Source organism: Planococcus lenghuensis (genome assembly GCF_001999905.1).
Classification (GTDB): domain Bacteria; phylum Bacillota; class Bacilli; order Bacillales_A; family Planococcaceae; genus Indiicoccus; species Indiicoccus lenghuensis.
The window spans coordinates 1,774,110-1,800,975 of sequence record NZ_CP019640.1 but is presented as its reverse complement, the minus strand read 5'-3'; the positions used below and the strand labels follow the sequence as shown (position 1 = coordinate 1,800,975).

The following is a 26,866-nucleotide window of genomic DNA, read 5'->3' as shown; positions in this document are numbered from 1 at the left end:
TCAATTTGATTTTTGATTTTAATCACTATGCTCCATCTGTCCACCAACGCCATTTCGCAGAAACCACCGCTCCCCCGCAAAAGTCGCTAGGATGAATAAAGCCGAGACTCCGACGACGAGGAGGTCATTGGTGATTTTAATCCAAAGAAACGCAGCGAGTACAATGCCATCCAGTGTAAAAGCTGTTAAGACAATAGCCGAATTGGCTTTCACCTTCCCTTTTAGACGTTTGAGCACTCCCCAGTGGATAATCATATCCATGACCAGATACAATATGGCGCCCATTGAGGCAATCCGGCTCAAATCGAACAGCACAGTGAGTGCCATCGCGCCAACAATAGTGTAGACGAGGGTATGCTTTTGAATGGATCCCGGCATTCCGAAATGTTTATGCGGGATTAATTTCATATTTGTCAGCATGGCCAGCATACGGGAAACAGCAAAGACGCTTGCAATGATTCCGGATACGGTCGCAATGATGGCGATGGCGACGGTGAAGATTACCCCGTAATTCCCCAAGACCGGTCTCGCTGCTTCTGCCAAAGCATAGTCCTGTGCTTCAATGATTCGGCTGAGTGGCAGGCTGCTGGACACGGACCATGCCAGCAATACGTATACTACCAGGCTGATCAGAATGGCGATCATAATCGCTCTGCCGACATTCTTCGTCGGCTGCACAATTTCCGAACCGCTGTTGGTGATGGTAGTGAACCCCTTGAAGGCCAGCACAGTCAGTGCCACAGATGCAATATAGCTTACAGCACCCGGTGCAGCTATATCCGATCCGCCTGTCGCCGGAGTGAAGGAAAAACCGACAAGCCAAAGACCGACAATCGCTAAGATGGTCAGGCCAAGGATTTTCAGTAAAGACATGATGGAAGTGAACGTCTGGATGAATTTGTTACCTAAAATATTGACCAGGAATGCAAACGCCAGCAACCCGACCCCAAGTGCCGGGACCAGAAAGTCCGTCGAGCCAAAATCAAACAGCTGGAGCGTATACGTTCCGAACGTCCTCGCCACTAAGCTCTGATTGATGACCATCGAAAAACCCATGAGAAGGGCAGCGGAAGCTGTAATGGTCCCTTTCCCATATTCTTTCATTAAGAACATTCCGATACCGCCGGCGGATGGATACTCATTGCTCAATTTTATGTAGGAATAGGCACTGAATGCCGTCACTATCGCCCCGGCAATAAAAATGAGCGGAAACCAGTTTCCTGCCAGTGCTGCCACCTGTCCAAGCAGTGCAAAGATTCCGGCGCTGATCATGACACCTGTTCCAAGTCCGACTGCACCAATTAGGGTAATACTGTTCTTTTTATAGTCTGACATTTCAATTCCCCTCCTCTCTCTCCTTTACCACACTATTGTTTATGATGTTGACAAAAAATTCGTATAGTGAATAATAGGTATAAGTCTACGTAGATATCAATAAACTTATCTCTGCTTTTGTTTTAAACCAAACAAACGGGCTAGAGGCAAATCGATATATTTTGTTCTTCACTAATCCGAGCAGCATTCCAGTTATGCCGAATCAGAAGTTTGGTGTTAGGGCTGGTATCTGCTTTTGCTCGACCACTTTATCTGGTTTGTCAGATAATCGGGAAACACTAGGAACAGAAGGCAGAAAAAGACCTAGCCATGCATCCTGTAAATATAAGGGTTGACCAGCCATGAATTATCAAAGATAAGACTTAACTCGCGTAGTGCGGTACAAGTAAAATTCTGACTGCAGCGCCAGTGAGTGAAAACAAAATCCAGAAAGTTCTTTTCAACTACTGCATGACATCCTTACAGCAGTCACACGTTTTGTTATACAAAGATTCTATTCATCCCATGCGCCATTGCTACTTTAATGTAAGAAGAACCTTAACTTATCCTGCAGATTCTAAGGTCATGACCACTTCTTAGATGAACCAATAAGTAAAGGTATCATTAATGCCCGCTAACAGGAAAACGATAGCCGCTAATTTAGTAAGCCATCTATTTAATGATTTGGTTTTCTTGAAATACCGCTGTTTAATCAGTTCTGAACTATCGACCAGAATCAGAACGAAAAAAATCAACGGAATCGTAGTGCCGAGTGCGAAAATGGCAGGGAGCAGGACACCACCGCTTGTCTGGATACCAAGTGGAACGAGAAGACCAAAAAAGAGCCAGACCAGTGTTGGGCAAAACGCCAGGGCAAACGCTATGCCAAATCCGAAAGAACCAACCGGAGAGCCCTGTGGAATTTTACTTTTCAAACGTTCACTCAACTCTGCTCCAAAGGACGGGCGCCAGCGGACAACTCCCAGAAAATAAAGACCTGCAATAACCATAAGCGGTCCGATGGCTTTTCGGATTAGCACAATGAACGATGTATTCCCATTCACTGTCGTCAATTGCACACCTAAATAGATTGCCGTCCCGCCTATTAAGGTATACATCAAGGTTTTGCCCGTAATGAACGCCGCTGTTTGAACGAGTGTCTCTCGTTTATTCGTCGCATCCCGAGAGACAAATGCCAGTGCACTGGCATTTGTCGTCACTTGGCAAGGAGACGTTGTAGCTGCCAGTCCAAGTAGCAGTGCAGTCAGAATTGGGATATTCCACAGTTCAGTAAAAGCTAGAATCGGCTCAGCTACCTTTACGCCCAATTGCGTCAAAAAGGAGTACCATTTCAGACTTAAATCGTGGAGGAATTCTCCCATTAAAATTTCCCTACTTTCTTTTGTTTATTTACTATTCTTTGGTGCTACTATAACGAATGATTATGTAGAAAATTTGAAGATGGCGGATGAATCAGTTGAATTCCAGAAAAAGAACATAAAAAAATTAAAAGGCCATCCCTACAAAGCGGTATTCGTTACCGACTTGTGGAACAGCCCTTTCTCTTTATTTCACATCGTATCCTTGCTCTTCAACGGCTTCCTTCATGCTTTCAGTCGTGACTTCCGAATGATTATACGCCACTTCAGCAATGCCTTTCGCTACATTCACTTGGACATCCTGGACTCCTTGAAGATTTCTTAAAGCTCCGTCTACCGCTGATTCGCAGTGACTGCATGTCATCCCTTCGATCTTAAGCGTTGTCTGTTCCATTCATCTTCACCTCCCTCCAAATCTACTTCTGCCAGTTTCTGATCAGGTGTTTTTGATACTCAAAGTGCGAATCAACAATTGTTTATTCAGTTACAATTCCAGCTCCGGCGTAGTGTTCAGCAACAAGCAACCCCTCCGGGTTTATGCTTGCGGGTTTCCGATTTTCTGCTTCAATCAGCAGCATCAGACTGCGGTGATACTTTTCTGCATTTGTTACCTTAAAACCGGAATCTTTTACCTTACTCAGCGTATCACGATTTAAGTGACAGCCGTCTCCCAGCACTTTCCATGCAGGTGTCAGTACGTGCTGGACAGCCGCCAAAACGGATTGCTCCATTTTGACATGCTCAAGCAACAGCAGTTTTCCGCCTGGTTTCAGAACACGTCTCAATTCCTGCAGTGCCACTTCCGGATAAGGGATAGTACAGAATACAAGCGTACCGACAGCAGTATCAAACGAGTTATCCGGGAAAGGCAACGATTCACCATTTGCAGCAAATACTTGGATTTTCGCTTGGGATTGGGCTATCCGTTCACTTGATCTCTTGGCCATCGCTGGATTCGGCTCAATAGCGGAAACCCGTATATTTGAGCGGTAAAGCGGGAAATTCAATCCGGTTCCTGAACCGATTTCCAGGACACTTCCCTCTGCCGCAGCAATTAGTTTTTTCCTGAGCCTTCGGAAGCTTTTTCGTTCCAGCGGTTCCATTGCGCGGTCATATATAAGCGGGAATAATCTACTCATCAACTTCCCTCCCTTTGTTAATCCAAACAGGCCAGTAAATTCGATGATTCATCAATTAATTAGCTGCTTTTTAAGACAGTACAAGTCTACGTGTGGCTCGGCTTCCATCGTTTTAGGAACAAGGTGTTCGTGACAACGGACACTGAGCTAAACGCCATGGCGGCTCCCGCCAAAATAGGGTTCAACAATCCAAATGCCGCGACTGGAATCAGGATGACATTATAGCCGAAAGCCCAGCCGAGATTCTGCTTAATCTTCCGCATTGTGGCTTGTGACAATTGAATGGTCTCGACGATGGCCAATAAATCACCGCTCATCAACGTGATATCTGCCGCTTCGATGGCGACATCTGTTCCGGTCCCGATCGCGATTCCCACATCAGCTGTCGCAAGTGCGGGCGCATCATTGATGCCGTCACCGACCATCGCCACCTTTTTGCCTTCCTGTTTCAGTTTTTCCACTTCTTCCGCTTTCCCTTCAGGCAGCACTTCCGCCAGCACACGATCTACCCCGACTTCTGCAGCAATGGCCTGTGCGGTTCGCTCATTATCGCCTGTCATCATGATCACTTCAATATCAAGAGCGCGAAGTTCACTGATTGCCTGGCGGGAGGATTCCTTCACCGTATCTGCGACTGCAACATACCCGAGCAGCCGGCCCTCTTCTGCTGCCATCATGACTGTCTTGCCTTTTTCTTCTAAGGCTTCAATCTCTGCTTTAACCGAAGTAAGAAGCACGTTTTCTCGTTCCATCAATTTCTTATTGCCGACCGACATTTTTCTGCCCTCTATGGTGGCGTATATACCATGCCCCGGAACCGCCTCAAAATTCCTGGCGTTACTTAGCCGAATCCCTTGCTCTTTTGCTTTCTGGATGATTGACTGGCCAAGCGGATGTTCAGAACCCGTTTCTGCACTGGCAACCAGTCGAAGTAATTCTTCTTCATCTGTTTCGAATGCTTTTACATCGGTTACTTCAGGTTCCCCTTTTGTGATGGTTCCGGTTTTGTCCAAAACGATCGCATCCATCTCACGGACCAACTGTAAATACTCGGCCCCTTTAATCAAGACGCCGTGCTCGGCCCCTTTTCCGGTCCCGACCATGATGGCCGTCGGCGTAGCCAAGCCAAGCGCACAAGGGCAAGCGATAACAAGTACCGCCACCGCACTGATAAGCGCAGGGGAGAATCCGACCAGAAAGTACGTGACAAGAAACGTCAATATGGCAATTCCGATGACGATCGGCACAAAAATACCGGAAATCTTATCGGCCAAGTCTTGAATCGGCGCTTTCGAACCTTGCGCTTCTTCGACCATCCGGATGATTTGTGCCAGTGCCGTATCCTTGCCGACTTTCGTCGCTTTCATCCTGACGGAACCGTGTTTGTTGATGGTCGCGCCAATCAGCATATCTCCCTGCTCTTTTTCAACAGGCAGGCTTTCACCTGTCAGCATGGATTCGTCCACGGTTGTCTGGCCTTCAATGATTTCTCCGTCTACCGGGATCTTTTCACCTGATTTAATTAAGAGCAGGTCACCGGTTTGCACGTCTTCCACCGGCACATCCACTGTTTCCCCGTTCCGGATCACATGAGCGGTTTTTGCCTGCAGCCCCATAAGTTTTTTCAGCGCTTCGGATGTTTGCCCTTTCGCACGGGCTTCCAGCACTTTCCCGAGGATGATTAACGTGATGATTATGACGGACGCTTCAAAATAGAATCCGCTCTCCGCGCCCAACAGCCAAAGAACAGAACTGTATAAGTAAGCAGCCAACGTTCCGAGCGCCACCAGGACGTCCATATTTGCACTTCCGCCGCGCAATGCATTATATGCACCGCGGATGAATCGCCAACCGATGGTGAACTGAACGATGGTAGCCAGAAGGAACTGGAGGCACCCCGGCATCATCAGTGCGTGGTTTCCGGTGAATTCCCCTATCATAGCAATCAGGAACGGAATTGAAATGACCGCACCGACAATAAAGGCATTTCGCTGTTTTTTATACTGTTGTTCCTTCGCGGCCTTTTCTGCTTCTGCATTTTCCTTCACTGCCGGTTTTGCATCGTAACCAATCTTCTTAATTTTGCCGATCAGTGTATCGACATCCGTTTTTCCATTGATATAGTTGACAGTCGCTTTTTCGCTGGCCAGGTTTACATTTGCCTGAATGACTCCATCCGTTTTGTTGAGCACTTTTTCAATTCGCGTAGAACAGGCAGCACACGTCATACCACTGAGCGAAAGTTCAATCCGTTCTTCGGTAACGCCATAGCCCGTTTTTTCCACACGCTTTATCAGCTCGTCAACATTGGTTTTTGACTCATCGAACACGACGGTTGCCCTCTCATTGGCAGGATTAACCGCTGCACTTTGGACTCCATCCACTTTTGCCAGGCTCTTTTCAACCCGATTAGAGCAGGCGGCACAGGTCATCCCGGTAATGCCCAAGGTGATTCGCCGTTGGCTTTCACCTATTTCTTGACTTTGTTTAGTCATTTGTCTTCCCTCCCTCGCAGCATACCCCTATATGGTATAAATTAATTATAAGCTTGCTATTTTTCATGTACAACAGATTTGTCTTCAGCTAACTCATTCGTCTCTGAACATAGTCGTGTTGTATCGGAGAGAAGTTGAAAGAATTGCCCAAGTCCCTTCTCTGATTGGTTTGCCGCCCTTATGAACTGGACTTGCCAAATCACATGAATCTTCTAACAAAATTAAGATATTAGGAGGTTGTTTTATAAAAAAGACCGCAGATCACCTGAAATTTCAGGGCTTAATCTGCAGTCTTCATCTTAACTAAAATACCTCACCCAACAGGGATGATTTGGTGCCTTCCTATTCCACTTCTTTTTCATCAGCAACTGATGCCATGAAATCTCCACAAGCGTTCATCATTTCCTGTCCTTCAGGTGAATTCATCATCTGCATCATGCCAGACATTCCTTCACTTTCCATCATGCCAGACATGCCTTCGCTTCCCATCATATTCATCATGCCATTGTCATTTGCATTCATCATACCAGACCCTCCACTAGCAAAACCGGTTGTACCTGTTACGAGTAAAGCAGACAAAGCAAATGAAAAGATTAGCGGTGCTTTTTTCAGCTTCATGTTCTCCCCCCTTTCATACGTATAATCGTAGTATAGACAATAAAATTGAGGAATCTGTGAAGATTCACTTATTTTCCGTAATTTGTTTACTTTAGCTCTGTTTTAAAGCATTCGGTTCTCGAGAGTCTCTTTGACAGTTTAGGCCTGTCTTCAAACTACCCTGTCATCCAGTTCCATTATAATAACTTGCTGTTATCAACCTGTAGAAGCTATTACTCCGCTTTCAGCATTTTTATAGAGCTTCCCTATTTTCAGCTTTAACTGAATGGATAAGTTCAGCAATTAGGACATACCGTTCCGGAGCATCTCCAACAAAACCAAACGGGTAGCAAGTGATGAGTGTAAGTCGTGCTTCTTCCGTCGGGACAATGACCGTTTTATCCATATCATCCACAATTCTCACTTCGCTGACTTGATAGGTGAATTCACCTGCTGCCGTTTTGACGATCAAGTAATCTCCTTCCCCAACATCTCCAAGTTCACGGAACACTGTATCTCGGTGGCCCGCCAGCACGCTGTTCCCCTTCATTCCCGGCAGCATACTTGTAGCATAATGGCCGACTCCCTCCGCAAGTTCTTCCGGGTCAGATCCTGCGATTACTGGATAAACTATATCGAGTTTAGGGATCAGCAGTTCGCCGAACTCTTCTCTTTCTTCCGGATAGGTTTTATAAAGCGGATCCAAATCAACTTCACTTCGAATTGTGGGAATGATTTGAGAAACTTCCGATTCAGGTTCGTTGTCAACCCGGGCTTGCTGGACTTGCAGATCGACTTCGATATCAGTCTTTTCTCCTGCTAAGTAACCTTTAGCAAATGCAAAGGTATTATAACCAGCAAACGCTACTCCAATGAACACAAGGAGAATTGACAATATATACATCGCCTTTCCGCCTGTCGTCATTCGCCGTGTCCTTTTCATTGATACTCACCTCCATTACTGTTTGATACTCGTCCAACCTTAACCAAAGTCTAACATCCACGCTAATCATTCAGTTTTTCACACGCTTTCAGTAGCCGTTCGTAATCACTAGGATTACTCGGACTGAAACGTGTTTTCTGTTTTGATAAGCGAATCGTCCTATTTATTGACTAAAAAGCAGGAGTGGAAGACATTTCATTCCCTTTGTGCTGCTTTTCGTTCAATTGCTCTTAACAGTAGTTTTTCAGTCATTCAACTTTCTGTGCCCGCACCTCTTTTGATTCCAAGTTCTCGAATCCCCCTTTTGCCCATTGGTTACTCTATTCCCGATGTTTGTGAACTTTTGGTGAAGATTGCTGATTTTTTGAAAAGATTTTTCAACTAATAAATTGTCGAGAGTTAAAAGTACCACCTAGTTACAAAAATTGTATATCGTTTACTTTTCATAATGAAAAACAGTAATCTCCAGTTGATGAGGTATCATCAAGAGTTGATTTTCGCTTGTTATCTTACAAAATAGAAACGGTCATTTCCTTTTTTTAAAGCGAGCACTAAAGAAGAAGTTATTGGAACCTTGGAATCCTACTGCTCTCTTTAAATAATTCATTTTTACGGGTAATCTATCACTGATATTCATCAAATCTACATACTTCTGCAGTATAGTTCGATTCAGAGAGATTGCTAAGCATGAAAGTAACACTTTCGGTGGTCCCCAGCTGAAATACAATTATTGTTATGAAGTAGTGGTGAATCACCGATCAAAACTGAGGGTTTTTTCTAATCAGTTTTTGATAGCGTGTTTCTAATAACCCCTGTAATTATTGAAGGAGGAATTTTACGTGAATTTTGTTGTTGCCGCAATCGATCCGATTGCCATCTCACTTGGTCCGATTGATGTCCGCTGGTATGGTGTCATCATTGTGACGGGGATTATCTTGGCCTATCTTCTCGGACAGCGGGAAATGGTCAGACGGGGGTTTGACCCGGACTTCCTGACCGACATGCTGTTATGGGCGGTTCCGCTCTCCATTATAGGTGCCCGCCTTTACTATGTCGTCTTTAAGTGGGAGTACTACAGCGCCAACCCTTCCCAGATTTTTCAGGTGTGGGAGGGCGGTCTTGCCATTCATGGCGCCATTATTACGGCGATTATCGTTGCTTACCTGTTCACACGGAAACGGAATGCATCGTTCCTGAAAGTGGCGGATATACTGGCCCCAAGTCTTCTCCTTGGTCAGGCAATCGGCCGCTGGGGAAATTTCATTAACCAGGAAGCACACGGCGGTGAAGTGACGCGGAATTTCTTAGAGAGCTTATTGCTGCCTGACTGGATCATCAATCAGATGTACATAGAGGGGTCATACTATCATCCGACTTTTCTCTATGAATCCATATGGAATTTCCTTGGCGTCATCCTTCTGCTTCTGCTGCGCCGTGTGAATCTTGTAAGAGGAGAAATCTTCTTTTTCTATTTGATCTGGTATTCGTTCGGCCGCTTCTTTATTGAAGGAATGCGGACAGACAGCTTGATTCTTGAACTGTTTGGCGGATTGCGTGCGGCTCAAGTGATTTCGGTAGTTATTATCGCAGTAGCGGTAGGTCTTATTATTTTCCGGCGTATGACAATTAAAAAACCGGCACATTATCTCGACTGACGAAAGATAGACGTCTTCCCGGTAAGCTGTTATTAAGGTGATGATCGTGTATAACAAATCGACGACCTTTCTTGCGATAACTGTGAAACGGTTGTTTACAACTTGAATAAGGGATTATCACAAATAATGCCAGGCAGTTCCGGATACAGCGATCAACGGTAAACTCGTGGCTTATTGCAAGATCATCATGACTGACCTAAAGCCCTTGAAAAAGCGGCTTCGCTCAGTCTTCTCTGTAAATATTGTTTAAATACGAATTCGTAGACATGGACATCCGCCGTCTGGTAGATGTCCATTTTCGATCGATTTATTCGGCTAGACCATATAGATAATGTCCATTGCAGCAATCGGATACGAAAACAGCATCCTTTCCAAATCGCCTGTCGAAATATCGAATTGAAGCGCAGTTGCAAAATGGTTGATTAATTCGTCAGCCTCATTTGTGAACTTCCATACTGTAACATTACTTATCATATCAGGGTGTACGTATACTTTTTGGACTTTGATATAAGAAAGGGCATAAAAGACTGTTTTAGCCGTGACTAAATCGGTAAGATCATACATACAGCCTTGGATGAACGTCTGTAAATAGGAGAGCTCATCTCCAGTATAGCTGAATGAAATATCGCTGCTTTTCTTAATGAACTTCCAAATTAACATACCAACACCTATTCCCTTTGCCATATGCTTTATTTAAAGAAACCAAATTTCACTTCATTTATTAACCATTTACTTTTAAAATATTTCTTAACTTTATCGGAAAAAATGCCGATACTATTAGGGATTGGCTAATCAAAAATTTCGAGTAGATTAATAGGCATTTAACTATGTCTTAATTTCAAGTTCTCTTTGTTACAACATTTCCAATGAAAAATGAGATCTTAACTTCTACCGAATCAGCTACTGCCAAATCTTTTGGATATAAGTTCAAAAGAAAGCTTCACTTAAAAAAAACAGTTTTCATACCATAGAGAAGTTTACAGTTGAAAAGCAGGAGCATGATCACCAAGACAATGATATGTAATAATTTGGATGTTAACCAGCCAGTTTCACTTTACCTGCCCTTCATGGTAAAGGAAAGTGACGCTGTACAATTCACCATAAAGAATTAATTGAAATTGGTTTATTGACGGAGGTGCTATTTTGAAAACATCCCATAAATTCCTTCGTTTCATATGTTTATTTTCGATTTCCTTTTTTGCTATCGATTACTTTTCCAAACATGTAAATGCTTCAAGTGATAATTTCTTCCTTGAAACTTTTATGTGGAAGCAGTCGCAAACAGCAGAATCTTCACGGATTTTTATAGTAACAAATGCTCGAAACGGCCAACCTTTAGCAGATTACATGATTCACGTACTGGACAAAAGCAATGATTCTCTTGTTGCATCAGCAAAGTCTGGTGAATCAGGACAAATGAAAGTAAAGGGACTGATAGACGGTAAAGAATATCAGATAAAGGTGCTCTTTCCCGATGCGAACTCACCGTCTTTTGAGGAGGAAACAACCTACATACATGAAACGACATCTGTTTCATTCCCGATAGAGATTTATGTTGAACGGAAAGCAAGTCATTTAAATGTACCCACTGTCTTCCAAAAGCCCGAGCTTCCGAACGGATGTGAAATCACTGCGCTGACGGCCCTTCTAAACTATCATGGAATAGAAGTTTCAAAAACAACAATGGCGGATGATTACTTACCACAAGAATCACTTGGCTACCATAATAGTGTGAAAATAGGTCCCAACCCCTATCACGCCTATGCCGGGAATCCCCGGGATTCGGACGATGGGTGGTATGTTTTTGCCAATCCAATTGTCGAAGCGGCTAATAGTATTATTGCTGAAAAAGGAAAAGGATTGAAAGCGGAAAATGTAGGCGGAAGTACGCGCGAGGAAATCTTGTCATATATTGACCAAGATATCCCCGTAGCTATTTGGGTGACGCTTGATTTATCGCCCCCTATTAAGCGTGGGGGCTGGTATATTAAAGAAACGAGTGAATTTCATCCTTCGTTTATCAACCTTCATACCGTAGTCTTGGATGGCTGGGAGGATGGGGAGGTTTACGTAATGGATCCGCTCAAAGGCCGGCTCAGTCACCCAGAAGATGTATTTTTCGAGAGCTACAAAGCGCTTGGAAGCCAAGCTGTCATCATCAAATAATTGGCCGATTCGCCAACATTACACTTTCTTTTCTTTAATCATGCATTAAAGATGCCGTTTAATTTTTAAAATGCAGAAAAAGGCTGTCTCACTAGATTATAATTTTCGCTCAGGGTGAGATAGCCTTCTTCCTTTATTTTAAACCAAGTTAAAACAGAAACAGTGCAAATAGAGGGGTTCACTTGTTTGATACGCTGCCAAATTGATTAACTCAGCGACCAATACATACCGTTTAGGTGCGTTCTCAATAAAATTGAGTGGATAACAGGCAATGAGTATCAACCTTGTTTCTTCAATTGGAACAATGACCGTCTTATCCATATCATCACCGATTCTTACCTTGTTTACTTGATAGGTGAATTCCCCTGCTGCTGTCTTTACGATCAGGTAACCTCCTTCTCCAACCTCACTCACGAAATACTGTATCCCGATCGCCTTCCAACACAGTATTGTGATCCATTTCTGGGCGAGCGCTTTTCGAGTAATGGCCGATTCCTTTCGCCAGTTCTTCCGAATCAGCCCCTGCATACATTGGATAAGCAGCATCAAGGACGTGTTTGACTCTTATAGCAAAAAGGTATAATAAAGCGTCACTGAGGAGCGAGGATTACATGTCTGTAGTTGCTATTTTGATTGTCATCCCCTATTCAGAACTGCCCTCAAATACCTCCTCTAAGCAGACTCCTTCGTAAAAGTAGTGGCAGAAGGAGCGACAGGAGAAGAATTCTTGAGCTACACGAAGAGCGTCAACCTGGTATAGCGGTTATAGATCCTGTTTTTAATCCAAGAAGGCGGCTTCACATCAATCTGGGATTTGCTGACGATGTATCCAAATGCACGAGTTGGTGTGCTAACCACGCATACAGACCCTGAAGTAGTTACACAGGCATTGCAAGCTGGAGCAGTCGGTTATCTACTAAAAAGCGTGAGTGCAAAAAGTATCCGCCAAGCATTAGGGGTCATCATTCAGGGCCATTCTTATATCCATCCAATCGCCCTGCCCTACTTGCTTGCAGAATATCGGCGATTAAGTGCTACCAAAAAACAGAACTCATTTTATCAACCGTCTATCAGGCGGTCCCTATCACCTGTTTCCTGCTTAACCGTTCAACGAGTAAAGTAGAGCTTGATCTACAAAATAAGAAAGGGTTGAGTGGTTATACACTCGTTATCGATAACCGGCCGATGAATGAAGATGAAATAGCAGATGTAGCAGCTTATATCCGTGTAAGATGGCGTATGGGCAACGGCTGAAACTTGTAAATGATACCCAACGAACGCACCAGAGCGGTTACAATCTCTTGGATTAATTTTGTTTGCACAATAAACGAGAATCCTTATTTCAGTGGATAGCAGCAGATTCAGAGCCCACGGAAAAATTTATGAGCTCTCAATTAAGCAAGACTAGTAAAAATAGGGATGAAGTTATATAATTCTTTCGGACTTCAAAGTGTAAAATGAAGTGTAAGTCAGATAACATACCATGAAAAATGCAAAAATAAGCAAAAAAATAGAAGATGGAATGTACCTGGTGAAATTAGTTACCAGGTGGTTCACTTACTACAGAAGCGAATGGAGTTTTGGAATTGTGCGGATTTACAGGCTTTATTGGAAAAGCTAAGAATACTCCAGCTGTTTTAGAACAGATGATGGATCGAATCATACACCGGGGGCCGGATTCTTCAGGAACGTTTATAGAAGGCGAAGCAGCACTCGGATTCCGGCGTCTGAGCATTATCGACCTCGAGGCAGGCCATCAGCCGCTATATAACGAAGATGAGTCCTCGGTCCTGATTTTCAACGGTGAGATTTATAATTTCATGCAATTGCGTGAAGAACTGATTGCCAAAGGGCATACATTCGCCACCCATACCGATAGTGAAGTGCTTATCCACGGCTACGAGGAGTATGGGGAAGAGCTTGTGAAGAAATTGCGGGGGATGTTCGCATTCGTTATTTGGGACCGTAAGGAGAAAAAGCTGTTCGCAGCCCGTGACATGTTCGGCATCAAGCCGTTCTACTATGCCCAGATGAATGGCACCCTTCTATTCGGTTCAGAAATCAAAAGTTTTCTGCCACATCCTCATTTTGTGAAAGAACTGAATGAACAAGCACTGAAGCCTTATTTAACGTTCCAATTTCCAGTGCTGAATGAGACGTTCTTCAAAGGGGTATTCAAGCTGCCGGCTGCCCATTCCATGACCTATGAGAACGGGGAATTGTCGATCCAGCGTTACTGGTCACCAGAATTCCAGCCGGAGACACAGCCGCTCGAAGAGCTTGTAGAAGAAATCGATCAAGTTGTCCGGCAATCGATCGAAGCGCACCGGATCAGCGATGTGAAGGTCGGTTCATTCTTGTCCAGCGGGGTCGATTCCAGTTATGTCGCTTCTGTTCTCCGGCCGAATAAAACCTTTACAGTCGGATTCAGTGACCGGAACTTTTCGGAAATCGATAATGCAAAAGCGCTTTCCGATGAATTAGGAATCGAAAATGTCAGTGAAGTGCTGGATTCAGATGCCTGCTTTGAAAAACTGGACGAGATCCAGTATATGATGGATGAACCGCATTCCAATCCGTCGATTGTTCCGCTTTACTTTCTGGCCGGATTAGCAAGAAAAGACGTAACGGTTGTGCTGTCGGGAGAAGGGGCGGATGAATTATTCGGCGGTTACGCAGAGTATGATACAACCCCTGCGCTGAAAAAGTATAAACAGCTACCGGCACTTTTCCGCAAGCCGCTCGGCAGTTTCGCTCAGATGTTGCCGGAAGTGCGGGGGAAGAATCTGATGGTGAAAGGCGGGCGTCCCGTGGAGGATTGGTTCATCGGTCAGGCAAAAATCTTTCAGGAACGGGAAGCAGCCTCGCTTCTGAAGACTCCTTACAAAAAAGGGCCATCCGTGAAAGAAATCGTTCGTCCGTACTATGAAGAAGTGAAACAGGAAGATGATATCACGAAAATGCAATACCTCGACCTTCATCTCTGGCTTGTAGATGATATTTTACTGAAAGCGGATAAAATGAGTATGGCCCATTCCCTCGAGTTGCGGGTGCCGTTTCTGGACCGGGAAGTCATGGATATAGCAGCGAAAGTGCCATCTCATTACCGAATCAATGACATTGACACGAAATATGCTTTCCGCCTGGCAGCCGGACGTGCGCTTCCGAAAGAGTCGGCCAATCGCAAAAAAATCGGGTTTCCAGTGCCGATCCGTCACTGGATCCGTGAAGAAAAATATTACACACAAATCAAGGAAGCCTTCAACAGTGCAGCTGCAGCCGAATTTTTTGATCAGAAAAAAATCATAGAACTGCTGCAGGACCATTATGAACAGAAAGCAAACAACGCCAGAAAGATCTGGACGATTTTCATGTTCCTGGTTTGGTATAAAAAATATTTCCACTGATTATAGCGGCAGGTGTACGAATGGTACACCTGTTTTTTAGTTTTAAGCAGAGAAAGCCTAAAGGCTAAGCAAGCAGCCCTTCAACCAAATGAAATGGTAATGGGTTTAGGTCGTGGTACAGGGATACTTGCACTTTTAATCCAGTAAACACAACCAGATATGCAACTTATTCGGGATTGAGGCAGGTTCTGACTCCTTAATTAATCGCCAAAGAAAAAACAAGAGAAAACCCCGTTACTCATGTCGATTTTGAAGAAGGTTTTTCTGATCAGCTTCCCTTTTCCGGTGATTTGTTTCACCATATCTTTATGAGCTTATTTATTTTTCGCTTAACGCTGGAAATGAAAAAGAAAACGTTCGAGGAAGTTCATCGGGCATTAAGAGTTGGCGGTCAATTTCATATTATTGATTTCTAGAAACCGCATAATCGATTGATGCGTGCTGCGTTTTTCCTGCTCAAGTTCTAGATGGATGGATCTGAGACAACTTCAGCTCGCATTTGCAGAATTATTCTGCCTCTGTTAAATTTGTTTCAATACATTCAGGGCATGTAAAGGCGTTAAACCATAACCTTGTTATCGAGCTACATTCGCTAAATTAAGCATTTTGTTCTCTGTCATTACTAGGAACATATATTAAATCACTTGACCCTGTAGTCTGCAACAGGGTTTATGCTCTATACAAGAGGAGGGGAAAAGGTATGAAAATTGGGGAAATCGCCAAAGCGTCCAGAGTGAGCATTGAGACGATTCGTTACTATGAAAAGTACGGCCTGATTTCAGCACCTCCTCGAACCGGTTCCGGCTATCGAGATTTCCTTGTTGATGTCATCGGAGATCTTCAATTCATTAAACGGGCAAAGAGATTGGGGTTCAGTCTGGAAGAGATTAAAAAACTGCTGGCCGTTTCCCGGAATTCCACCTTTTATCCAGAGGAACTATATCATTTCACGATGGACAAGGTGCACGAAGTGGAAAAGAAGATCCAGGAGCTGAAAAGCATGAAAAAACTGCTGGAAGAACTGGCCATCAACTGTCCTCGTGCGCAAGCTGCAAAAGCTGATTGCCCGATCATCCAACAACTTGAAGGAGTGAAGTAGAAATGGCAAAGAGACTCGTTGAAGTTTTTACTGCAGGCTGTTATTTATGTGACGACACGGTGAAGCAAGTAAAAGATTTGGCTTGCGAGAACTGCGAAGTGGTGGTTTATGACTTGAATAAGGGCTGTGACACGAATGAGTGCCAAGAAAAAGCGAAAACATATGGCGTTCAGACGATTCCGGCTGTGGCAATCAACGGTGAACTGGTGGACTGCTGCAAAAACACCGGCATCGATATGGATTCTTTGAAGAAAGCAGGACTAGGTCAATCAGCTTCATAAATCACATCTAAGGTAATAAAGATGGACCTCCAAAGTAAATTGGAGGTCCATTCTTTATTCTCTGATATATTGAAGTCCATAAAATGGGTTGCCTTTTTGACAACAAGCTCATCCTGCGCAGCAGGATAACTTGTTTACGTTTTTATCAAGGGTGATGGCGGCCAGTTTCAGCCCTTCAGCCATCGTCAGATATGGCGCCATGGAATTCTTCAGGTCATCTGCCGTCAGCCCGAACTGCACCGCGAGTGTTGCGCCGTAAATCACATCCCCGGCGTTCTCAGCTACCACATGGGCCCCGATGATTTTCTGCGATCCGTTATCGACGATGAGTTTGAAGACGCCGTTCGTTTTGTGGTTCACGAGCGCTCTCGGCACGTTTTCAAGCGGCAGGACCGATGTCTTCACGTCGATTCCCCGGTTCCTCGCCTGCTGTTCCGTCAGCCCGACAGTCGCGATGGACGGATTCGTGAACGTCACACCCGGCACAAAACGCAGATCCACTTTCTTAGTGGCCGAATCCAAGGCATTTTCAACCACGACACCACCTTCGTAGGCGGCGACATAGACAAACTGAGGGCCGAGTGTCACATCCCCGGCCGCGTAGACAGTCGGACTGCTCGTCTGCAGATAGTCATCAACTACGATTTCTCCTCTTTTGCCGGTTTCCACACCGGCTGCCGTTAGGTTGAGCGTCTCTGTGTTCGGCCGTCGGCCCGCTGCGACCAGTACCTGATCGGCTTCAATGATCCGCTCTTCCCCATTCACTTCAAGGTAGACCTTCTTCGTTTCTCCATCCTGTTCCACTTTCTTGTACGTGACGCCGGTCATGAAATTCAGCCCCTGTTTCGTCAGGGCTTTATCCACCGCTTCGGAAATTTCCGGATCGTATTCCTTCAGGAGCCGGTCGCTGCGCTGCATCAGCGTCACGTCCGATCCCAGGTTACGGAACAGCTGGCCCAGTTCCATGGCGATGTAGCCGGAACCGATGACGGCCAGTTTCCCCGGCACTTCCATCAACTCCAAGGCTGTCGTGCTGGTCAGGAAGTCCACATCTTTCAGTCCGGGAATCGGCGGAACGAATGGCGCGGCGCCCGTCGAGACCAGGAACTTGCCAGCGGTGTACTGTTGTCCGTTCACTTCAACCGTCCGCTCATCCACGAAGGCGGCCTCTCCCCGGATCAGGTCGAAACCGTAGTCATCGATAAGATCAATGTACTTCTGCTGTCTCATCCCTTCGACGAGTTCGTCTTTCTGGCTGGTCAACGCTGCGAGATCCACCTGCCCTGCTTGTGTATCCAGTCCGGCAAACGGGTGCTGGTCAGCCAGGTGATTGATCTCTCCGGCGCGAAGCAAGGTCTTGGAGGGCACACAGCCGATATTGACGCAAGTTCCGCCGATGGTCCCCCGTTCGACCATCGCCACGTTCGCCCCTTTCTCCACTGCTTTGATGGCGGCAGAAAAGGCGGCCCCGCCTGAACCGATGATGAGCAGATCATAGTCAGCGGAGGGATTGCCGGAAAATGCTGTCGGTTCACCGGTTTCGACCTCCGCTTCCCCCGCGACATAGCCGGCTTCATCGATGGCCTGTTTTGCAGCTTTCAAGCGATCTTCCTCGATTCTAAACGTCGCCTGCCCGCGGCGGAAATCGGCTTTTGCATTTTCCGCTCCCTGGCTTTCCAGTGCGTCCGTCACCTGGTTCTCACAGTCTGTACAGGTCATGCCGCTCACCTGGAGTGTTACGTTGATTTTACCGTTCGTCATGCTTTAAACTCCTTTCTGTTTTGAATCGAATCGATTGGATTTCCGTGTCAACAACAGTCAGGCAACTAGCCCCTAATCGTCTTCTCTTCCCCGACCATGAGACTATCGATCACCGGGCACGCATGCAGTTCCTTTTCATCGGGACAGCGTCATTTCAAGTCATGTAGGATGAACGCCACGCGCTGTAGGTCAGCAATCTGTTTCTGTACTTCCTCTTCTTTTTCAGCGACAAACTCATACATGTCGGCACATCGCACAGCGTCTTTGTCGACGACACCCAGTAACCGATGAATTTCACTTAACGAAAAGCCAAGCTCCTGCAAGCGTTTGATGAACCCAATCCGTTTTACCGTTTGTTCCGAATAGATCCGGTAGCCGGAATCGTTCTTTTCCGGCTGCTGCAGCAGATTTTTCCGTTCATAATACCGGATGGTCTCCCTGTTAATCCCACAGGCGTCGGCCAGTTCTCCGATTTTGTATCTCACCATTCCCATTTCACCTCACCTCCACTCTAAACCATGTACGTTGGTACATGGTCAAGTCCAACAATGCTTATTTGGGTAACGGTTTATTTCTAAGCTGAACCTTGGCAAGGTTCTTTTCATTTAGGCTATGTTAAATAACGCTGTTGATTTTTTTGGCATCCATTGAACTGAAGGAACGTTTGTTCTATAATAAATGCAAAATCATGAGAGTGGGTAAATGGCATGGCGCTGAACGACTTCATACAGGCATTCAAAAAACTATCCTATGCAGACAAACAAGATCTGTTGCAGCGCCTGACATTAATCGTTGCCCCATCGTCACCGCAGGAACCCGTAATCAATGAACTCCGCGACTTGAAGCACAAAGACGGATATACCTGCCCGCATTGCCATTCCCACAATTCTGTCCGATTCGGCAAGTATGTCGTAAAAGTAGGATTGAAAAAGACCGAGCGCCAGCGCTATCGCTGCAAAGATTGCCGTAAAACCTTCACTGACACCACTAACACCCCTCTCTACCGTACCCATAAGCCCGATAAATGGCTTGGCTTTATCCGCTGCATGATCGATGGCGATTCCCTCCGCAAAGCGGCGGAGAAGCTGGAACTCCACCATGTCACCCTGTTTTACTGGCGCCACAAGGTCCTGTCTGCCCTTAAGCAGATGGATTTCGAAAAATTCGCAGGGATCGTCGAAATGGACGAGACCTATTTCCTGTACTCGGAAAAAGGCAGGCGCGGGATTCAAGGTCGGAAACCCCGTAAACGAGGCGGTTCCTCCCAATTTCGTGGCATTAGCCATGAACAGGTGTGCGTCCTCGTGGCTAGAGACCGCCAGAAGACCACCTACTCACGAATCATCGGTCAGGGACGAATCGTGAAAACACGGCTCGACCAGGCAATCGGCGCCAAGTTGTCTTCCACAAATGTCCTATGCACCGATGCGTGGCGCGCCTTCAAAAGCTATGCGAAAGAAAAAGGGATGGGCCACTATGCGTTCAAGTCAGATAGTAAGGAACGGGTGAAGGGTCTGTATCATATTCAGAATGTAAACAGTTACCACAGCCGCCTGAAAAAGTGGATGGAGCGTTTCAATGGAGTCGCCACGAAGTACCTCGACCATTATTTAAGTTGGTTCCGCTTCCTGGATTCCATCAGATATCGAAATAATTCGAACACCGTCTCAAAAATGATGGTTGAGAGTTGTTTGTTCTCTATGAAAGAAACGTATGATACCGTAAGACTGTCGAAATTCCTCGTCCTCGATTAATAATTACTCCTCGAAGACGTGCTCATTACAAGAATCAGCAGTTCAAGAATAGGTATTCAAGAAATATTTATGAAAGCGATCTTACCATAGAGGTTAGAATTTACAAGTATGTAACTTCAAGTCTATACAACCGTCTAAACCAACATGCGATCTTTTACGAAGAATGATTGAGAGACCAGTATTCATTCACAATGTCGCATAAAGCGGTAGTGGACTAACCAAAATGTAGTGATGATTTAAGCTAACCGTTCAGAAGAATTTCAGAACTTATACCCTTAGCAGGGTTATCTTAAGGTGAATCAATCATTTGAACTGGGAGGAATGACTAGAATGAAATTATTTCTTTTTGTGTGTTCCATTCTACTTTTAAGCGCTTGTTCCCCAGCTGAAGTTCCTGATTTAAATCAAATTATTCAACTATTTGAAGAGGAAGGAATTGTCCTGACAAAATCTGAGGGAACAGAAGGTTTTGAAGTGGATAATAGTATGAAGACAGTTTATGTTTTTGACGAAGGTGTAGTCGATATTTTCAGCTTTTCTACAAGTGAAAAGAAAGAAAAGGGGTTCGCCGAGCTAATGGATCAGATTGAGATGGCCGATATGCCCGCTTCCCCTTTATGGACTGTTACCGAAAAAACGATTGTTTTGGTCATCCCTTTCAAAACGAATGATAGTTTATTGGAGAAAATAGAGGGAGCGCTAGAAAACATCGAACAAAGCGAATAATGCGCACAAAAAATGGCTTCTGATGAAGCCGTTTTTATAATTAGAGTGAGACCGCATCACACTATTACATCGTTTAAACTTTAATATCAACAGAGTCATTTAACATAGCCTTCATTTAAAAAGCACAGGCAGCTTGAATTAAGCCATCTGTGCCACTGTTAATTTTGCTCAATATTTCACTTCTGATAAGTCCAGATATGTAAACCTAGATCTTTTTTATGTTGGAGCTTACAAGCTTATAGCGCAGCCTTTTAAATGTATCATTTCTTCTAAGGAAACTTGCTTCGATGGGTTTTCTGATGGAGCGCATGGAATGAGGATAATCAATGTAACTTACTTGATATTAAGTTACATTCAAAGATTGAATTTAAAAGCTATTTAATTTTGATTCTACCGCGAGTTGAAGTACAAAATTATAATACAATTAACAACCAGAATTTATGTCACCTTCATTTTTGTCTCTGTTAAATATTGCTGTTGATTCTCTTGTTAATTTAACGCTCCTATTAGTTGAATAGGAACTAGTTGATATTATTTCTTAAGTAAATTTTTCAAGATCTCTTCAATATCAGCTTCCAAATCATTTTTAGTTAAATCATATAATGTTCCTGAACCTTTAAAATATCCGCCAAAGTAATACCATAACCCAAATGTACGAGCATAAAAATCATCATCGTATTTTGGGCCATCATAATCTATTGCTATTTGAGATCGGTATTCTTTTTCTAAACAACGTTCTGAAGTTAAGTCTTCTTCTTCATCTCCATCAATGTCCCTAGACACCCAAATCCTTAGGTTTAATTTTCCTTGATTTTCAAATTCTTTCACATATTTAATTTGAAGACTTTTAGCCAATTCTCCAGCTACTCTCTCTAGTTCAACTACATTTCTTTTTAACTTTTCATTTATTTCAGTTTCTGGAATGAACACATATAGATCATTTTTTTCTTGTTCTAGCAGTTCTTTCTTAAAGATCTTTCTAAATTTACCAAACAAAATTTTCCCTCCTGTCAAAAAAGAACGCTAACTAGAATTTCAATCTATTCTTGCAACTAAAAACTGCCTGTTAGTTAAATAGAAAAGTCAATATAGCCCTTTGACAGAGCCTTATTTTTCAAGAAAGTGAATATAACTTAATTACCATTAAGTTACGTTCAGACTTCCTGAAAAAGAAGACTATGATTTTTTAACGGCTTTCCCATATTTTCAAAGCTACGGGATAGCACACTTCGATCGATAAATACTCCTCAAACCATTTTATGAGAACTTGTCGGATTCTTAATGCGAGTTCATCAACCGATTTTACATGGGGCAAGAGCGCTACAATTTCTCTAATTTCAGGGTCATATTCGTCCCCTGGACACCCAAGGTTCAATAAACCAATCGGATCCCATTCATCAACGATGCTTTTTACAAATATATACTCATCCATGATCCTTCCCTCCTTAATTTACAACTTTGCTTTAACTTTTTTAGTAACGACTTGTTTTCTTTATTTGAATGTAACTTAACTGCACTTATGTTACATTCGTGGCAACCAATTAACTTTATTTTATTCTCGGAACGCTTATGCCATTTTTTGTCGAACTGTTGATTAAAGTCTAACATCCATCAAGTTTCTCTTTGTGTTATTACTAACCATTAAAAACTTATCTACATTTCGAAAGCGAGCTGATAAAACACATCGGCGCCTTCCATCTCAGCAACGATTGTACTTACTTCATCTCCCTCAGAAACAGGCGCGTAAATCTTAGTGCCGATTGGCAAGTGACTAGCCGAAAAATCTTGAATCCCTATACTGCCTTTTGCCTGTTCGGTGATTTGTCCCAACAGCTGTCTTTCGCCAAATCTGCTTTCAATTATTGAAATCTCCTTGTCAGGAACTTCAGAAAAGATTTTCCCATCGTACTGGATATATTCAAAATCCGCAGCTTCACTAATAACCTCTAAGCTCATAACTTCAAAATCTCTCGGGTCCCAGTCATCTTCTGGTGTATGATCAGCGACCTCAATATGGACGAATTGACCAACTTCCAGATCAGCCGTGTCTTCCATAGGGATCGTCCAGCTTGCACTTTCTTCATGAGCGATATAAATCATCTCGTCTTCAATCCGTTCTATTTCTCCTGTCACGGTGAAGATATCCACGTATTCTTCTGCTTCCGCTTCAGAGGTGTCACTTTTAGGACTCTCAGATGGTTCGGCTACACCTTCAGTCACTTCAACTTCACCCTCGCTAACGTCTTCAGAAATCGTCTCGGTAGCTTGGTCACTACAACCAGAAATGACGATACTGAAAGCTAATGAACCCACTGATAAAAACACTTTTTTCGTAAAGCCGTTCCAATGCATAAATTTTGAACTCTGTTTCATGAGCACTCACTCCTTATCTGATTAGTCGAGTAATGCTCGAAGACGTTCCACTTTTCTCTTCATTCAGTAATCATTCATCGTAGCAGTGCACTTTCAAAAATCTTTAGCAATACGGTCGAGTTGTTGAGTAAAAATGACTCCTGCTAAAACCCCAAGCGATCACAATAGTATGCAGAAGTGTTTTCATTTACATAACGGCACTTTCACTTTTTGACTTTGTATAAAACATCATGCCCATCAACCCACTGAGAATCAACAAAATAGAGGCAATGATGAACACGACAGGCAACGGAATTACGTTGGATAGCCATCCTGTTAACAATTGAGAAATTGGGACTGCGCCAAACGAAGCGAGAGAGACGATGCTCATTGTTCTTCCAAGCCTATTTCTCGGGACTAACGACTGTATCCGTGAAATAATGATTACACTTGATATGCCGTTAAACACACCTACTATGGCTAAAGCTACTATGACCATCCATAAAGAAGGAATGGCCACAAAAAACAACATCATTCCTTGCATTATTTCAAACAGGAAGAAGGAACGAATCGTTTTGAGTTCAGCTTTCAATTTAGCCGCAATGATCATTCCAAGAGTAGAGCCAATGCCGAACGCAGCCACGATAAAACCCATTTGAGCAGGGTCTATATCCAATGTCCTTTCCGAGTATACTGGCAAGGTGATCTGAAGTGGCCCCACTACGGCCAATCCTCCCAGCATATCCACTACCAGTACCACTTTTAGCCATTGTTCCTTCCAAACTTGCCGAAAACCTTCCTGAATATCTCTCCATATACTCGAACTTTTTATTTTGTCCGAGACAACTCTGCTCATCTGAACCGTCAGTCCCGTAATTGCAGCGACGAAATACGAAAGCGCATTTACAATGAAACCTGCGGTAATCCCGAAATTGCTAACCAGTAAACCAGCAAGAGGAGGCCCGATGAAGATGGCCATCTGAGAGATTGATTGAACCCAAGCATTCGCCTGGTCCAAGTTCTTTTCTTCCACTAAAGAAGGCACAACTGCGTTAAACGCAGGGTAAAAGAATCCGCTGGCTATGCTGGATAGGATAAGGAATACATAAAGCAATTGAAAAGACAAAGAACCAAACAATAAAAATAAAATCAAGAGTGTCATGACCACAAATCGGAACAGATCTGAAATCCAAATAATCTGTTTAGGGTTCAGGCGATCAACAGCAACACCTCCCAGTAACAAAACCAAAATGCGAGGAAAGATTAAAAAGAACTGGGAAAGCGCCAATTCACTGGCCCCGCCTCCCAAATCAAATATCAGGTAAATGAGGGCAAGCTGTTGAAACCCGTCCCCGATAGTGGAAAATGATTGGCCAAAGAAGAAATAAGAAAAGTTCCTGTCTGAAAGAAGATGGTTCTTGGGCAGGACATTCATAGCTTTGAATCTCTGTTCGTATTAATTGCAGGCGCTGGATGAAAGAAATAACTAAGCGAGTAGCAGGTCTTGTCCTCTCCATCTCTATGTTTTTCCGTTTCCGAAGCCGTCAATATTTCGTTTATGGCTGAGAGGTGTTTATCAATTTTCTCTATTTCCTGTTTTGATAACCGCCCCGTTTGTTGGAAGATTTGCGCGTTCGGAAGAATGCCTTCGTGGTAAGCAACACTTTCTATCAGAATGCGATACGTTTCGTGAAAGGTGGTCTCATACAGTAAATGTTCATCAATCTTTGCCAGCTCTAAAGAAGGGGAAAGCCGAAAAGACCGTGCAGAAGCGGTATAGTATTTTTCTATAATCGACCCGTTTACTTCTTCTTTCGTAAGTTGAATAATGCCTGCATTCAACAATTCCCTGACATGAAAATGTACTTTCGGCGGCGATTCTCCAAGGGAGTCGGCAATGGCTTTATTCGTTAATTCCTTGTACAAAAGGACCGACAGGATTCGTTGTCTTATCGGATGCGATAAAGCATGCAGCTGGGCTGCGTTTTCTAACACCATTTCATATTTCAATTTACTTCCTCCATTCTGATTTTTGATTTTTTGTTTACGCGCATCGAGAAGCATCAATTACTTGTGAAGGCACTTTCTTATCCCTTTGATAAATTTTATTTTATCAATAAATTTTAAATTATCAACTAAAAAACAGAAAACGCGTTTTTGATATGTTGAATAAAAAATTTTCCACGTTATTACGGGTCCGTTTCCTCTCGTAAAACAAGAAAACACAGCTAAAAACGCCCACCAATTCACTTACAAATTGGCGGTCGTTTTTGCATGATATTCTGTACTAGCAGTAGACACGTAAAGAGCATTGATTGATAATGTGCATGCGCTTGCTCTTCATTTTTTCTGTTGGTATTAGTTTAACAATACGCTCGTACTGTTGATTAACATCACTGCAATAAAATACAACTCCAATTTCAAAGTGGTATTTCATCATTACATTTCCTTCATGCTTGATTCAGCTGTCCCTCTACCTATTCACGCATGGTAACTGCCGAATATCATCCACCATTTAAATCTGTCATCGTTAGGGTCACCACTGAGTAGTGTTATAACTGTAAACAACAGGTAGTTCTTCATGATACAATGGGCAAATATAATACAGGATAGGAGGAGGAGGAGAATCCATGAAGAGACACTGGATGTTCAGTTTTTTCATCGTTTGCTTGGCTTACTTGCTGGCTGGGTGTTCCACATATGAAGCTGAGGCTTACGAAGGAGCCGCCTTGAAAATTGCAGTGGCAGGGACAGCCCCACCATATGAGCTCAGCGAAGTTGAATTTGAAGAGGTCCATATTGATGAGTTGGTCGAAGCTGCAGGACAGTATGATGCCCTGTTCATCATGGAAGAGACATTTGATCAAACGTCCCAAGATAACTATATCAGCCTGTATGAGTCCTTACCTTACCCGACCTTCTTTATCGGACTAGACAAACCTATTGAGGTGTTCGTCTCGGAAGGGTTTTCGCTCAGTGACTTTACAGAAGACATGAGTACAGCATTTGCGCAAGGGTATTATAAACATGATAGCGGGACGCTCGAATGGACATTCGTCCCTTCCACACCAGAGGAAGAACTTCGTTCTCTATATGTTGGAATCTTCAAAGTCATTGATGATTTCAACAGGGACCATTTCTAACATTGAATGATTAGAACGGAAGTGCCAAAAAAGCTTATTACATCAAGTAATAAAGGGCAGACAGACGCGCGATAATCTGTTCGCCCTTTCCCTTTGTCAATAAGAAGGTTCTTGGAGCATAGCGTCGTACTGTTGACTACTGAATAATTCTTATTCTCCCATTCCCCTCTCTCCACACAAATATGACCGTTCGTAAAAGTACACGTTTACGGACAAAAAGAGAAATTTAGGTATTGAAAAAGACCAATCACTTGGATTGATCTCCGCTTTATTCATCCTATATAAGTAATGGCATCGATAACAGCCTTACAATCTTCAATCAGGTCTTGATCGGCCTCGTCTGTTAATCTTGCTGCTCTAGCCAATGGATCGATTGCTTTTATCTTTTCACACAATACATACCCCGTTGTCTGATTGGTTGCTCCGTTTTTCTTATTATTCTTGGTTTTTCCATTTACTGGTACATGAGTTGGGTAACCTTTATTCGTATTGGTGATTGGCAAGACCCAAATTAAATCGGTCTCTTTATGTACATTTTCTTCTGAAACTACGATGGCTGGACGATAACCTTGCTGTTCGTGCCCTTTTGCCGGGGACATATCGATCTTTATAATATCACCGACTTTAAAAAATCTTGTCATCACTACTCCTCCAA

Annotated in this window: 25 protein-coding genes and 1 pseudogene; 9 read left to right on the top strand and 17 right to left on the bottom strand. The window is 43.7% G+C overall.

Going from position 1 to position 26,866, the window contains the following annotated elements; genetic code table 11:
* Positions 1-18: 18 nt before the first annotated feature.
* The 7 genes from B0X71_RS09165 to B0X71_RS09135 all read right to left on the bottom strand — a co-directional run bounded on the left by B0X71_RS09165 (position 19) and on the right by B0X71_RS09135 (position 7,867).
* The gene (locus B0X71_RS09165; RefSeq protein WP_077589121.1) at positions 19-1,335 is read right to left on the bottom strand and encodes an APC family permease; all 1,317 of its coding nucleotides are present in this window, start codon (positions 1,333-1,335) and stop codon (positions 19-21) included.
* Between the two features lie 575 nt (positions 1,336-1,910).
* Complete coding sequence (locus B0X71_RS09160; protein ID WP_077589120.1) at positions 1,911-2,696, bottom strand: urease accessory protein UreH domain-containing protein; 786 nt, start codon at positions 2,694-2,696, stop codon at positions 1,911-1,913.
* A gap of 184 nt (positions 2,697-2,880) precedes the next feature.
* Positions 2,881-3,087 (bottom strand): copper chaperone CopZ, encoded by a 207-nt coding sequence (gene copZ / locus B0X71_RS09155; RefSeq protein ID WP_077589119.1) that lies wholly within the window; start codon positions 3,085-3,087, stop codon positions 2,881-2,883.
* An 82-nt stretch (positions 3,088-3,169) separates the two neighbouring features.
* A complete protein-coding gene (locus B0X71_RS09150; protein ID WP_077589118.1) occupies positions 3,170-3,832 on the bottom strand; it encodes a class I SAM-dependent methyltransferase in 663 nt (220 codons plus the stop codon).
* Between the two features lie 86 nt (positions 3,833-3,918).
* A complete protein-coding gene (locus B0X71_RS09145; RefSeq protein ID WP_077589117.1) occupies positions 3,919-6,327 on the bottom strand; it encodes a heavy metal translocating P-type ATPase in 2,409 nt (802 codons plus the stop codon).
* Positions 6,328-6,669: 342 nt separating this feature from the next.
* Positions 6,670-6,945: a hypothetical protein gene (locus tag B0X71_RS09140; protein WP_077589116.1), complete on the bottom strand. Its 276-nt coding sequence runs from the start codon at positions 6,943-6,945 to the stop codon at positions 6,670-6,672.
* 232 nt (positions 6,946-7,177) lie between these two features.
* Positions 7,178-7,867 (bottom strand): class D sortase, encoded by a 690-nt coding sequence (locus B0X71_RS09135; RefSeq protein ID WP_232336815.1) that lies wholly within the window; start codon positions 7,865-7,867, stop codon positions 7,178-7,180.
* An 839-nt stretch (positions 7,868-8,706) separates the two neighbouring features.
* Between B0X71_RS09135 and lgt the strand changes: the two genes are divergently transcribed.
* Positions 8,707-9,522, top strand: coding sequence for a prolipoprotein diacylglyceryl transferase (gene lgt / locus B0X71_RS09130; protein WP_077589115.1), 816 nt, complete (start codon positions 8,707-8,709; stop codon positions 9,520-9,522).
* 315 nt (positions 9,523-9,837) lie between these two features.
* On the opposite strand, the gene B0X71_RS09125 is transcribed toward lgt, so the two are convergent.
* Complete coding sequence (locus tag B0X71_RS09125; RefSeq protein WP_077589114.1) at positions 9,838-10,182, bottom strand: hypothetical protein; 345 nt, start codon at positions 10,180-10,182, stop codon at positions 9,838-9,840.
* A gap of 483 nt (positions 10,183-10,665) precedes the next feature.
* On the opposite strand from B0X71_RS09125, the gene B0X71_RS09120 reads away from it, so the two are divergent.
* Complete coding sequence (locus B0X71_RS09120; RefSeq protein ID WP_077589113.1) at positions 10,666-11,688, top strand: C39 family peptidase; 1,023 nt, start codon at positions 10,666-10,668, stop codon at positions 11,686-11,688.
* A gap of 138 nt (positions 11,689-11,826) precedes the next feature.
* Here the strand turns inward: B0X71_RS09120 and B0X71_RS09115 are convergent, their stop codons facing one another.
* Entirely contained in the window at positions 11,827-12,234 is a 408-nt protein-coding gene (locus B0X71_RS09115; protein WP_077589112.1) for a sortase domain-containing protein, read from the bottom strand.
* Between the two features lie 1,040 nt (positions 12,235-13,274).
* Here B0X71_RS09115 and asnB point away from each other — a divergent pair.
* The 4 genes from asnB (at position 13,275) to B0X71_RS09090 (ending at position 16,475) form a co-directional block, all read left to right on the top strand.
* The gene (gene asnB, locus B0X71_RS09105) at positions 13,275-15,095 is read left to right on the top strand and encodes an asparagine synthase (glutamine-hydrolyzing) (RefSeq protein WP_077589110.1); all 1,821 of its coding nucleotides are present in this window, start codon (positions 13,275-13,277) and stop codon (positions 15,093-15,095) included.
* Positions 15,096-15,298: 203 nt separating this feature from the next.
* Positions 15,299-15,511: a class I SAM-dependent methyltransferase gene (locus B0X71_RS21750; protein ID WP_077589109.1), complete on the top strand. Its 213-nt coding sequence runs from the start codon at positions 15,299-15,301 to the stop codon at positions 15,509-15,511.
* A 284-nt stretch (positions 15,512-15,795) separates the two neighbouring features.
* A complete protein-coding gene (locus tag B0X71_RS09095) occupies positions 15,796-16,194 on the top strand; it encodes a heavy metal-responsive transcriptional regulator (protein WP_077589108.1) in 399 nt (132 codons plus the stop codon).
* A 2-nt stretch (positions 16,195-16,196) separates the two neighbouring features.
* A complete protein-coding gene (locus tag B0X71_RS09090; RefSeq protein ID WP_077589107.1) occupies positions 16,197-16,475 on the top strand; it encodes a thioredoxin family protein in 279 nt (92 codons plus the stop codon).
* 108 nt (positions 16,476-16,583) lie between these two features.
* On the opposite strand, the gene merA is transcribed toward B0X71_RS09090, so the two are convergent.
* Positions 16,584-18,236 carry a mercury(II) reductase gene (merA, locus tag B0X71_RS09085; RefSeq protein ID WP_077589106.1) on the bottom strand — a complete coding sequence of 551 codons (1,653 nt, stop codon included), beginning with the start codon at positions 18,234-18,236 and terminating at the stop codon, positions 16,584-16,586.
* 152 nt (positions 18,237-18,388) lie between these two features.
* A pseudogene (locus B0X71_RS09080) lies at positions 18,389-18,721 on the bottom strand (MerR family transcriptional regulator); the annotation flags it as partial.
* Positions 18,722-18,943: 222 nt separating this feature from the next.
* Here B0X71_RS09080 and B0X71_RS09075 point away from each other — a divergent pair.
* Together B0X71_RS09075 and B0X71_RS09070 are read left to right on the top strand one after the other, a co-directional pair.
* Entirely contained in the window at positions 18,944-19,990 is a 1,047-nt protein-coding gene (locus B0X71_RS09075) for an IS1595 family transposase (protein ID WP_077589105.1), read from the top strand.
* Between the two features lie 330 nt (positions 19,991-20,320).
* Complete coding sequence (locus tag B0X71_RS09070; protein WP_077589104.1) at positions 20,321-20,716, top strand: hypothetical protein; 396 nt, start codon at positions 20,321-20,323, stop codon at positions 20,714-20,716.
* 531 nt (positions 20,717-21,247) lie between these two features.
* Here B0X71_RS09070 and B0X71_RS09065 read toward each other — a convergent pair.
* The 5 genes from B0X71_RS09065 to B0X71_RS09045 form a co-directional block, all read right to left on the bottom strand.
* Positions 21,248-21,712: a hypothetical protein gene (locus B0X71_RS09065; RefSeq protein WP_077589103.1), complete on the bottom strand. Its 465-nt coding sequence runs from the start codon at positions 21,710-21,712 to the stop codon at positions 21,248-21,250.
* A gap of 190 nt (positions 21,713-21,902) precedes the next feature.
* A complete protein-coding gene (locus B0X71_RS09060; protein WP_077589102.1) occupies positions 21,903-22,148 on the bottom strand; it encodes a DUF1871 family protein in 246 nt (81 codons plus the stop codon).
* 221 nt (positions 22,149-22,369) lie between these two features.
* Positions 22,370-23,089: a hypothetical protein gene (locus tag B0X71_RS09055; protein ID WP_077589101.1), complete on the bottom strand. Its 720-nt coding sequence runs from the start codon at positions 23,087-23,089 to the stop codon at positions 22,370-22,372.
* A gap of 187 nt (positions 23,090-23,276) precedes the next feature.
* Entirely contained in the window at positions 23,277-24,503 is a 1,227-nt protein-coding gene (locus B0X71_RS09050) for an MFS transporter (protein ID WP_077589100.1), read from the bottom strand.
* Positions 24,500-25,078 (bottom strand): winged helix-turn-helix domain-containing protein, encoded by a 579-nt coding sequence (locus B0X71_RS09045; RefSeq protein WP_198038718.1) that lies wholly within the window; start codon positions 25,076-25,078, stop codon positions 24,500-24,502. Before B0X71_RS09045 ends, B0X71_RS09050 begins: the two co-directional genes overlap by 4 nt.
* Before the next feature lie 620 nt (positions 25,079-25,698).
* Here B0X71_RS09045 and B0X71_RS09040 point away from each other — a divergent pair.
* On the top strand, positions 25,699-26,211 hold the full coding sequence (locus B0X71_RS09040) for a hypothetical protein (protein ID WP_077589098.1): 513 nt from the start codon (positions 25,699-25,701) through the stop codon (positions 26,209-26,211).
* Between the two features lie 272 nt (positions 26,212-26,483).
* Here B0X71_RS09040 and B0X71_RS09035 read toward each other — a convergent pair whose 3' ends face one another.
* Positions 26,484-26,852 (bottom strand): type II toxin-antitoxin system PemK/MazF family toxin, encoded by a 369-nt coding sequence (locus tag B0X71_RS09035; RefSeq protein ID WP_156889832.1) that lies wholly within the window; start codon positions 26,850-26,852, stop codon positions 26,484-26,486.
* Between the last annotated feature and the right edge of the window lie 14 nt (positions 26,853-26,866).

Bases quoted from the DNA above. Each gene is read 5' to 3' on its own strand.
- B0X71_RS09165 (WP_077589121.1), bottom strand. From the start codon at position 1,335: ATGTCAGACTATAAAAAGAACAGTATTACCCTAATTGGTGCAGTCGGA.
- B0X71_RS09160 (WP_077589120.1), bottom strand. From the start codon at position 2,696: ATGGGAGAATTCCTCCACGATTTAAGTCTGAAATGGTACTCCTTTTTG.
- copZ (WP_077589119.1), bottom strand. From the start codon at position 3,087: ATGGAACAGACAACGCTTAAGATCGAAGGGATGACATGCAGTCACTGC.
- B0X71_RS09150 (WP_077589118.1), bottom strand. From the start codon at position 3,832: ATGAGTAGATTATTCCCGCTTATATATGACCGCGCAATGGAACCGCTG.
- B0X71_RS09145 (WP_077589117.1), bottom strand. From the start codon at position 6,327: ATGACTAAACAAAGTCAAGAAATAGGTGAAAGCCAACGGCGAATCACC.
- B0X71_RS09140 (WP_077589116.1), bottom strand. From the start codon at position 6,945: ATGAAGCTGAAAAAAGCACCGCTAATCTTTTCATTTGCTTTGTCTGCT.
- B0X71_RS09135 (WP_232336815.1), bottom strand. From the start codon at position 7,867: ATGAAAAGGACACGGCGAATGACGACAGGCGGAAAGGCGATGTATATA.
- B0X71_RS09125 (WP_077589114.1), bottom strand. From the start codon at position 10,182: ATGTTAATTTGGAAGTTCATTAAGAAAAGCAGCGATATTTCATTCAGC.
- B0X71_RS09115 (WP_077589112.1), bottom strand. From the start codon at position 12,234: ATGCTGCTTATCCAATGTATGCAGGGGCTGATTCGGAAGAACTGGCGA.
- B0X71_RS09095 (WP_077589108.1), top strand. From the start codon at position 15,796: ATGAAAATTGGGGAAATCGCCAAAGCGTCCAGAGTGAGCATTGAGACG.
- B0X71_RS09090 (WP_077589107.1), top strand. From the start codon at position 16,197: ATGGCAAAGAGACTCGTTGAAGTTTTTACTGCAGGCTGTTATTTATGT.
- merA (WP_077589106.1), bottom strand. From the start codon at position 18,236: ATGACGAACGGTAAAATCAACGTAACACTCCAGGTGAGCGGCATGACC.
- B0X71_RS09075 (WP_077589105.1), top strand. From the start codon at position 18,944: ATGGCGCTGAACGACTTCATACAGGCATTCAAAAAACTATCCTATGCA.
- B0X71_RS09070 (WP_077589104.1), top strand. From the start codon at position 20,321: ATGAAATTATTTCTTTTTGTGTGTTCCATTCTACTTTTAAGCGCTTGT.
- B0X71_RS09060 (WP_077589102.1), bottom strand. From the start codon at position 22,148: ATGGATGAGTATATATTTGTAAAAAGCATCGTTGATGAATGGGATCCG.
- B0X71_RS09055 (WP_077589101.1), bottom strand. From the start codon at position 23,089: ATGAAACAGAGTTCAAAATTTATGCATTGGAACGGCTTTACGAAAAAA.
- B0X71_RS09050 (WP_077589100.1), bottom strand. From the start codon at position 24,503: ATGAATGTCCTGCCCAAGAACCATCTTCTTTCAGACAGGAACTTTTCT.
- B0X71_RS09040 (WP_077589098.1), top strand. From the start codon at position 25,699: ATGAAGAGACACTGGATGTTCAGTTTTTTCATCGTTTGCTTGGCTTAC.
- B0X71_RS09035 (WP_156889832.1), bottom strand. From the start codon at position 26,852: ATGACAAGATTTTTTAAAGTCGGTGATATTATAAAGATCGATATGTCC.